Source organism: Ferruginibacter sp. (assembly GCF_014377975.1).
Lineage (GTDB): Bacteria > Bacteroidota > Bacteroidia > Chitinophagales > Chitinophagaceae > Ferruginibacter.
Genome location: NZ_JACMOO010000206.1, coordinates 25302 through 33090 on the forward strand (window position 1 = coordinate 25302; position 7789 = coordinate 33090).

The following is a 7789-nucleotide window of genomic DNA, read 5'->3' on the forward strand; positions in this document are numbered from 1 at the left end:
TTCGAAATAACCGATTAAATAGTTCAAATGTATAGTCGTCAAAATATAACTTATACTTCCTTGTTACCTTAACATTAAAAAAACAAGCTGTTAGAGATAACGAAAAAATTATAGCGAGAAGTATTATTATAAAATTGCGACTACTAATTAACCCGGCAATTTTTTCTCATCAACTACTTTTAGGTACAGCTCCTGGTACAAAGTTTAAAAAAGAATTAAAGGAAGCACTGTATTTTTTAGTATCTACCTTAAAATAAAAAGCGCCTTTTTTTGAATTTAATTTGTCTTTGTCTTTCAGCTTAACCAATAATTTTGTTGACAGCAACTTGCGGTTAAAATTACCTTTATCAAATTCAGTATTGTAAACAGCCTGGTATAATTGCTGTAATTGCGGCATGGTAAATTTGTCGGGCAGCAATTCAAATAACAGGGGATGCAGCGCCGCCTTATACCGCAGTTTTTCTTTGGCCAGTTCTACCATTTTTGTATGATCGAAAATTAAATCCGGCAGTTCGTTGATGGAAAACCAGGCGGGGTGATAATCTTCATTGATCTGCTGCTTATATTTTTTAATATCAATCAAGGCAAAATAAGCAATGGAAATGGTGCGTTCAACCGTATCCCGGTCTAACCCTGAAAAAGCATTTAATTGTTCCATATACACGCCATCTAAACCAGTTAACTCTTTTAAAACCCTTACTGCTGCTCCTTCTGCGCTCTCCTGCTCATTAATAAATCCACCCAGTAAACTCCATTGTCCTTTAAAGGGTTCAAAACTTCTCTGTATTACCAGTAATTTTAAATCCTGTCCATCATATCCAAAAATGATACAATCCACTGCTAATAAAAATCTTTTTTGCTGAGCGTAACGGCGCATAGTAATTAAATCTTGTTCTTTATTAATTATTCTTTCTATTAAAAATGAAAAGTCATAAAAGCAGCTCTTTTAAATAATACTATTCAAATTGCGCCGCACTATGTACAACTGTAAAAGAGTGCGACGCCTGTGAAGCTTCATTAAAATACCAATGCCTGGTTAAAAAAAAACATATTGGTATCAAAATTATTTTACCAGAACTTAACATACAGAGCAAAAATCACTAAAAGGGTAACCACAATCATTGCAGTAGTTTGTGGTTTTAAATTAAACATTCCTTTATCAAGTTCAAATGCTTTTGGATTTATTTTTGGCCCAGCCATACTCATCGCTACCATTACAATCATGGTAAACATGAATGACAATCCCATGCAAATATGAAAAGGTATTTCAAACCCGCCCTTTCCGTTTGGATAGGCTGTGTATAAAAAAGTGTCGTTTCCAAACAAGGCCGGTGCCAGTTCATTAAACAAAATAGACAATCCAAAACCGGTAATTAAACCCGCAATCGCCGCTGCTCCGGTGGTTCTTTTCCAGAACATTCCCAGTATAAACATGGCGAATACGCCCGGACTGATAAAGCCGGTATATTTTTGAATGTAGGTAAAACCACCTACGCCGCCTATACCTAGCAAATCGTTCCAGGTAAACATTACCGCAAGTATCATCGCACCCACCACTGCAATGCGGCCGGTGTACACCTGGCTCTTTTCAGTACTCTCTTTCTGAAAATATTTTTTATGAATATCCAATGTATAAATGGTAGAGATACTGTTTACTTTACCGGCAAGCGAGGCAACGATGGCTGCCGTTAAAGCCGCTACAGACAACCCTTTGAGGCCAGTAGGCAAAAAGGTTAATATAGCAGAATACGCACCATCTTTACCGCCTACCAGTTGTGGTAAGTGACCGTCTTTGTATAAAACATAGGCGGCAATACCCGGTAACATTACGATCAGTGGCATCAGCAGTTTTAAGAAACCGGCAAATAAAATACCGGTACGTGCTGTCTGCAAATCGGCACCTAAAGCCCGTTGTGTAATGTACTGGTTGCAACCCCAGTAATTTAAATTGATGATCCAGATACCGGCAAGGTAACTGAGGAAGCCGGGGAAAGTAATGTATTTGTTTATGTCGTTTTGAGATGAATTAACCGTTGGCTTTTGAATGATCATTTTAAAATGTTCAGGTGCTTCATGCATCAGCGTTTTAAATCCTGCGATGGCATTGTGACCGCCACCATAATTTTCACTTACTGTTGTTAAAGCAATGTAAGAAGTAACAAGGCCGCCAATAATTAAAACGGCTACCTGTATAACATCTGTATACGCTACCACCTTCATACCACCCAATGAAATCAGTAAGGCGAAGATGGCAAGGCCAATCATAATAGTATGTAAATAACCACCACCCGCAATACCATTGATTGCAACGGCACCGAGATATAAAATGGAAGTTAAGTTTACAAACACATACAGAAACAACCAGAATACGGCCATGATCAACGCGGTAGATTCATTGTACCTTGTCTTTAAAAACTGTGGCATGGTATAAATCTTGTTCTTGAGGTATACGGGTATAAACCACACCGCAACAATGATCAATGCAATGGCTGCAATCCATTCATACGCAGCTACTGCGATACCTAAAAAGAAACCTTCGCCACTCATACCAATAAACTGCTCGGCAGAAATATTAGACGCAATCAGCGACGCACCAATGGCCCACCAGGTAAGTGTTCCTTCAGCCAAAAAATAGGCTTTTGCATCGTGTTCATTTTTTTTACGTTTACGGTAAATACTGTACCCGTATGTGGCCACAATTACAAAGTATACAATAAACACCATATAATCGGTGAAGGCAAGATTCTTATTCATAAGCAAGCAATTTGGAAGTTTTAGGTTCGTTAAGATTTTAGAACTGTAATGATAGGATTATTTATTGATTTGATAAAACACTTCGTTCCAGCGCAGTTCGTTTTTAAACTGGTAGAGATTGGTATCTTTTCCGATAAGGGTAAATTCTATGCCCGCCATATCTGCAAAATCCTGTAGATGGGCGGCGGTTAAATTCTGGCTAAATCCTGTATGATGTGCGCCACCAGCCAGTATCCATGCTGCGCAACCGATTTTCATATCGGGGTATGGTTTCCATAAAACCCTTGCCACCGGCAGCTTTGGTAAATCATGAAATGGCGCTACTGCCACTACTTCGTTTACCAATAAACGAAAACGGTTGCCCATATCAATTAAAGAAGCATTTAATGCGGGGCCACCTGTAGCACTAAATACCAGCCGTACAGGATCAGCTTTGCCACCAATACCCAGGGGATGAATCTGGCAACTCGGTTTGCCATCTGCAATAGAAGGACAAATCTCTAACATGTGAGCCCCCAGCACCAACGGATTTTCAGGATCAAAATGATACGTATAATCTTCCATGAAGGAGTTACCGCCAGGCAATCCGCTGCCCATAACTTTCATAGCCCTCACCAGGGCTGCAGTTTTCCAGTCGCCTTCGCCGGCAAAGCCATACCCGCTTGCCATCAGCCTTTGGGCAGCTATGCCTGGCAATTGTGTCATACCATGCAAGTCTTCAAATGTATCTGTAAATCCTTTGTAATTGCCTGCTTCCAAAAAGGCACGCATGCCCACTTCTATCTTGGCAGCATCTCTTAAAGAACTGTATTGTGCACCGTTTTTTTGTAAAGCGGGCACCAGTGTGTAAGCAGCTTCGTATTCTGCAATCATGCTGTCGATGGCTCCTTCACTACTTTGATTGATCACTTCTACAAGGTCGCCTACACCGTGTGTATTTACCGCATATCCAAACTTATATTCCGCTTCTACCTTATCTCCATCGGTTACAGCTACATAGCGCATATTATCACCAAAGCGCACAAATTTTGCACCCTGCCAATCATTCCATCCTGCGGCAGCACGGGTCCAAGTATTCAGTTCTTCCAGTACTTCAGGATCCTGCCAATGGCCCACAACTACCTTCCTGTTTTTACGCATGCGGCTTACCATAAAACCAAACTCACGATCGCCATGTGCACTCTGGTTTAGGTTCATAAAATCCATGTCAATATCGTTCCAGGGGATATCGCGGTTAAACTGTGTGTGTAAATGACACAAGGGCTTTTGCAATATTTTTAATCCGCCTATCCACATTTTTGCCGGTGAAAAAGTATGCATCCATGCAATGATGCCAATACAGTTTTTTGTGGTATTGGCCTGTTCGCAGATGCTGTAAATTTCTTCCGTTGTTGTAACAGTGGGTTTAAAAACTACCCTTACCGGTATTTGTGTGGCATCATTTAAAGATGCAGCAATGGTGGAAGAATGTTCTGCCACTTTCTTCAGTGTTTCTTCGCCATACAAATGTTGACTGCCGGTTATAAACCAAACTTCAAATTCTTTAAGATTTATCATTGTTATAAATTTTTTTATTTTTTTGTTCCCAGCAATCAGCATGCTTCAACATCGTTGCGTCGCACTCTTTTGCTGTTTAATCTTTATTAAACTTTTATTATGTTTTACACATTCGGTTCCACAGGTCACATCGCATGGCCGCTGATACTGCGCTGTGAGCTGCGGTACCAATTGCGTGATCGCTACATTTCCGGATTGCGGGTTTAACCACATGATCATTTCGCCAGCAAATCAACCTCCTTCACGGCTGTAGGAAACCATACCATCATTTCACCCTTGCCTCTGTTGGCCCAGCTATAATAAGGTATCGCTGTAAAGGATTGTTTTACGGTAGAAATATCATTGCCATTGATAATAACGGCGGGAACTTCCGACTTTAATACCGTTACTCCATTTAATAATTCCGGCATAAACTCGGTGGTGAAGACAGCGTTGTCTGGCAGTATAATATTACTTGCTTTGCCATTATTATCTTTCCATTCTGCACAGTACATCAAGGGGCCACGTTGTAAGGCAACTTTACCAATATCTTCTTTCAGTTTTTCGTTGGCAACTACCCTTCTTACTTCCATCGGAAGATCTACTTCTACCTTATCATTCTTTTTCCAGGTTTTGTTAATCGTTGCATAACCATTCACAATAGTATAATCAACCACAGCACCATTTACTTTTATCATGGGCTTTTCAGCAGAGGTATTTTGAAACTGGTAAAGGGTAGAAGGAATGGCTTTGTTTTGTGCCCAACCCGGAATGCGCACCAGCAAATTGAATACAGCAGCTGCTTTCGGGTTTATAGTAAAAATTAAATTACCATCCCAGGGATAATTATTTTGCTGTATTACCTGTACTGGTTTATTACGAACTGAGAGATCGGCACTGCTGTTTATAAACAAATTGATGTATAAATTATCTTCATTCACTGCATACATATAACCTGGTATAGAGGGAATTAAACGGGCTAAATTTGTCGGGCAGCACGAACATTCAAACCAACCGGAACGGGTAGCTTCCATCTGCGGAAAACTGAAGCTGTTTTTAATTTGCATCGCATTGGTATAAAAAAAAGACTTGCCATCCAGTCCAACTCCGGATATCAACCCATTGTATAAAGATTTTTCCAGTACATCCATATATTTTGATTCCCCGTGTAATAAAAACATCCTGTAATTCCAGTACACCAATGCAATGGCTGCACAGGTTTCGTTGTAGGCTGTGGCGTTGGGCAATTCATAATTGTTGCCATATCTTTCTCCATCACCAATAGCGCCTACGCTGCCCTGTACATACATTTTTTTATCAACCACATTGTTCCAGATTTTATCAACGGCCCTCAACAAACTATCATCGCCGGTTAACGCAGCAACATCTGCTACAGCTGAATAGAGATAGCCAGCCCTAACCGCATGACCTTCTGCTTCCTCCTGGTCAACTACCGGAGTATTATCCTGCCAGTAAGCGCCACTCTTCCACGAATCTTTGCTGGCAGAATCATATCCTTTGTAACGGCCACGTTCTTCAATAAAAAATTTGGCGGTATTTAAATATTCTCTTTTACCGGTGAGGCGGTACAATTTTACAAGGCCCATTTCAACTATTTCATGACCGGGTGCCACATGCAATTTACCAGGACCAAAAACACTACAAACCAAGTCTGCATTTTTTAAGGCAATGTTGAACAGGTTTCTTTTTTTGGTAGCCATAAAATGAGCCGCAGCAGCTTCATACAAATGGCCGGCATTGTAAAGTTCATGACTTAATTCTCTTTCCTTTTCCCATCTTTCTTTACCAGCCCAGGCATGTGGTTCTTTGGGGTTGATGGTACGTGCCGTGTACAGGTAACCATCAGGTTCCTGCGCTTTGCCAATGATGGTAATCAATGAATCCAGGTAAGCCGACAGCTTTGCATCCGGATGGACTGCCAATGAAAAAGAAGCCCCTTCCAGTGTTTTATAAATATCAGTATCATCAAAAGGGAAAGTGGTGCAGAACTTGCCGGTTTTGTTTGCTGCCATCACAAAATTCTTTACACGGCCGGTACTTTCGCACCGTTCAAAAGAAGCAGGAATGGTTACGGTTCTGTTGATTTCAATTCTTGGTAACCAAAAATTGTCGGATAGTTTTACCTGGGTAAAAGCTACCGCCTGTATGGGATAATCCTTTTGCTGTGCCTGTAGCACATAGCCAAGGGAAACCAATAATAATAATAAAATCTTTTTCATATATTTTTCGTTTATTAAAAATGAAGCATTGTTTTAATTTTATTTTTTTTAACCCGGATAAAAGTAAACGGAATATTATTTCACAAAAAATTACTTTAACCATTCGTAAATCAAACATCGGAAATACAGTAACAATCAATCAGCAAGCCTCAACAAATTGAAATAAATCCGATGGCTAAAATCCGGTATCCCGAAATCGAATCATTGCCCATAATAACTATCCGGTCCATGCTTGCGTTCAAAATGTTTTTTTATTAATGCAGCTTTTAACCTGGGTGCATTGGCATTAATCTGTTCTGTAAGCAGTGCCATTTGTGCAATAGACTCCAATACAGCACTGTTGTACACAGCTTTCTCCGGGGTTTTACCCCAGGTAAAGGGCGCATGATTGCCCACCAATATCATTTCAATTTCCTCGTAGCTAAGTCCCTTATCTTTTAATTCATTTATTATTTGAAAACCGGTTTCATATTCATAGTTTCCGCTAATCATTTCATCACGCATTGGTGGCGCACAAGGAATATCTACTGTAGTGTGATCGGCATGCGTGGTACCAAAAACAGGAATGCTTCGCAGGCTTTGGGCCCATGCTGTGGCGTAAACAGAATGGGTGTGCACGATGCCGCCAATATTTGTCCACTGCTTATACAACACAGCATGGGTTTGTGTATCAGAAGATGGGCGAAGCTTACCCTGCACCGTTTTACCATCAAAATCAACAATCACCATTTTAGCCGGCGACAGATCTTCGTAGGGTACACCACTTGGCTTAATGGCAAACATGCCGAGAGATCTGTCAGCAGCACTCACATTGCCAAATGTAAATAATACAAGCCCCAGTTTAGGTAGCTGCATATTGGCAAGGTAGGCTGACTGTTGTATGTGATCGTATTGACTCATGCAATAATTTTTTCTGTTTTATATTTTTAATCATACAACCCTTTAAGGATTGCGTAACATTTTTTAAATATCCAAAGCGTAAACCCGGTGGCAATGTATTAGTTTCCTATGAATAAAATTCCCATGAAACAAAACTTTTTGCAGCGTCTTCCAGGCGTTTATTCAGGTAAAAGATTTTATCGCTTATGAAGTACTATTCAGTCCGTTGGTGCGCAATGCTGTAAAAGTAAAAGTGAGTGACACAACAATGTTTAATTGAAAAACAACTGCTGGTCACCAAATTATTTTGAATAAAACAACACTATATAATAAAAGAGCTGCCGTGCATTTCAATTATTAATTATTAATTATTAATTAAT

General features: G+C 40.0%; 5 protein-coding genes. All 5 read right to left on the bottom strand.

Translation table 11 applies throughout. The annotated features are described in order from the left end of the window. Positions 1–169 precede the first annotated feature (169 nt). Positions 170–877: an NUDIX domain-containing protein gene (locus H7254_RS11550; RefSeq protein WP_301921808.1), complete on the bottom strand. Its 708-nt coding sequence runs from the start codon at positions 875–877 to the stop codon at positions 170–172. 191 nt (positions 878–1068) lie between these two features. Then, positions 1069–2754 (bottom strand): sodium/sugar symporter, encoded by a 1686-nt coding sequence (locus tag H7254_RS11555; RefSeq protein ID WP_301921809.1) that lies wholly within the window; start codon positions 2752–2754, stop codon positions 1069–1071. A gap of 57 nt (positions 2755–2811) precedes the next feature. Beyond that, positions 2812–4311 carry an L-arabinose isomerase gene (gene araA / locus H7254_RS11560; RefSeq protein WP_301933112.1) on the bottom strand — a complete coding sequence of 500 codons (1500 nt, stop codon included), beginning with the start codon at positions 4309–4311 and terminating at the stop codon, positions 2812–2814. Positions 4312–4526: 215 nt separating this feature from the next. After that, positions 4527–6530 carry a glycoside hydrolase family 127 protein gene (locus H7254_RS11565; RefSeq protein WP_301933113.1) on the bottom strand — a complete coding sequence of 668 codons (2004 nt, stop codon included), beginning with the start codon at positions 6528–6530 and terminating at the stop codon, positions 4527–4529. 201 nt (positions 6531–6731) lie between these two features. After that, entirely contained in the window at positions 6732–7430 is a 699-nt protein-coding gene (araD, locus tag H7254_RS11570; RefSeq protein WP_301933114.1) for an L-ribulose-5-phosphate 4-epimerase AraD, read from the bottom strand. Positions 7431–7789 lie beyond the last annotated feature (359 nt).

What these genes read in the sequence shown, in the direction of transcription:
- H7254_RS11550 (WP_301921808.1), bottom strand. Translation starts at nt 877, where the DNA reads ATGCGCCGTTACGCTCAGCAAAAAAGATTTTTATTAGCAGTGGATTGT.
- H7254_RS11565 (WP_301933113.1), bottom strand. Translation starts at nt 6,530, where the DNA reads ATGAAAAAGATTTTATTATTATTATTGGTTTCCCTTGGCTATGTGCTA.
- araD (WP_301933114.1), bottom strand. Translation starts at nt 7,430, where the DNA reads ATGAGTCAATACGATCACATACAACAGTCAGCCTACCTTGCCAATATG.
- H7254_RS11555 (WP_301921809.1), bottom strand. Translation starts at nt 2,754, where the DNA reads ATGAATAAGAATCTTGCCTTCACCGATTATATGGTGTTTATTGTATAC.
- araA (WP_301933112.1), bottom strand. Translation starts at nt 4,311, where the DNA reads ATGATAAATCTTAAAGAATTTGAAGTTTGGTTTATAACCGGCAGTCAA.